The organism is Acinetobacter sp. TUM15064 (assembly GCF_008980265.1).
In the GTDB taxonomy this organism is placed as follows: domain Bacteria; phylum Pseudomonadota; class Gammaproteobacteria; order Pseudomonadales; family Moraxellaceae; genus Acinetobacter.
The window spans coordinates 1-1,927 of sequence record NZ_BKFU01000135.1 but is presented as its reverse complement, the minus strand read 5'-3'; the positions used below and the strand labels follow the sequence as shown (position 1 = coordinate 1,927).

Annotated in this window: 1 protein-coding gene; it reads left to right on the top strand. The window is 28.7% G+C overall.

The window, feature by feature from the left end; translation table 11 throughout:
- Window positions 1-1,572, top strand: a 1,572-nt coding sequence (locus GBI16_RS18000) for a helicase-related protein (RefSeq protein ID WP_228267868.1), incomplete at its 5' end; no start/stop codon positions are given.
- Between the last annotated feature and the right edge of the window lie 355 nt (window positions 1,573-1,927).

Genomic DNA, 1,927 nt, shown 5'->3' with positions numbered 1-1,927 from the left:
GTGGAACAAAATAAAAAGAAAAAAAATTGGGATATTTATCTTAATTATTTAGGTGAGAAAAATAAATTAGGTAGATTTTTATATCGAAAAAATAATTCATCAGGATATAAAAGATTAGCTGAAGTTGCCTTTAATATTTCTGGAGAAAATTCTGGAAATATTATTTATGTTAATGGAGCAGCTGAAGCAGAAAATGTTGCACAAGAGTTATATAGATATATTAATAATAATTTATTTTACGAAGATGTTGAAGAGCTAATAGCTTTTTCAAAATCTGAAGTTCATAAAGATTTTTTATTAGCAAAGGTCTTATCTAAAGGAATTGCCTATCACTACGGTAATATGCCGCTGACTCTAAAGTCTGAGATTGAACGTCTGTTTTCAGAAAATAAACTGAGGTTTTTAATTTGTACTTCTACATTAATTGAGGGGGTTAATCTAGCATGTAAAAATATTTTTGTTAGAGGACCGAAAAAAGGTACAAAAAAACTTATGATGCCGACTGATTTCTGGAATCTTGTTGGAAGAGCTGGGCGATGGGGAAAGGAGTTTCAAGGTAATATTTTTTGTGTAGATTCAAATATTGATGAATTATGGCAAGGTGGTGAGCCACCAATAAAAAAACAGAAAATTAAAATAGATAGGTTATCCCAAAAAAGTGTTTTTTCAGTAACAGATATTATTTGTTTTATTAATTCATCTGAACATTATAATGAGTGTAGAGATAATCCAAATTTAGAAGCATTTCTAAATTTAATTGTGGTTTATTACTCTAGAAATAGGAACTTAAATGATTTTAATTTTAAAAAATGCTCAACTGATATAGATTCTTTGTATACTACTTTGAATTTTTTAATTTCTAATATAAAAATTACTATTAAAGTTATTGAGAAAAATCCTGGAATCAGCCCAATACTACTAAATAATTTATATAATTCATTTTATTTTAATGATGAGAAACCTATTGAACGGTTATGTCTAGGTGATTTTTCTGATAATTCAGCATACCGAAGATACCGTAGAGTTTTGGAAAGAGTTAAAGAAAATTTAACACATAATTTAGGTTTTTCAAATACTCAGCAAAATCTTTATAATTCTTTGATTTTACATTGGATGTGGGGGTATAGTGTTTCTCGGATTATAAGTGAAAGAATTTCTTATTTATTAAGTAAAGGTGGAACTGTTAACCCTAATACAGTTATTAGGGAGGTGCTTGATAGTATTGAGCGTATTGCACGTTTCAATGCTCCTAAATATATTGGCTGTTATAATGATGTCTTAAATTTGTACTTAAAAGAGCACGGTAGAATTGACTTAGTAGAAGATCATCGAGACTTCCATTCTTTTCTTGAAATGGGGGTGTCTAATCAAACACAACTGAGCTTAATTTCTTTCGGTTTGTCAAGATCTTCTGCTTTAAATTTGTCTAAATTAATAGGGAAAACTGATTGTGATAAAAGAGAGGTTTTTTCTTGGTTACAAGCCAATTTATCTAATTTTAGAGATGAAATAAACACGATCTCACTAAAAGAAATTGATAATGCTTTGGCAAGAAATCAATTGAAAAATTAGAAATTATAAGAGTCCTCAAATTTTATGAATACACTACATACACTTGGTATTTAATTATCTAAGACTTCGATCATTTGTCTAAATTATAGTTAAGTAAATGTTAAGTCTTCTTTAACGTATAACAATCAATTAACTGATTTTGATGCATTCTTGCAAATTGTGGAATTACATAAGTTATAGCATCAAAGTTATAATTGAGGAAAAATAAAAAATAGCCTTAACTTGATGTGTACTAGCTCAAACCTGATCTGACAGTTACCAATATTTGATCTAGGCTGTCAGGTTAAATTTGAGCTAAATTCTTTTCAGCCCAAATATGTTTTCCATCAAGTAATGTTGCAAATGGGGTTCTGCC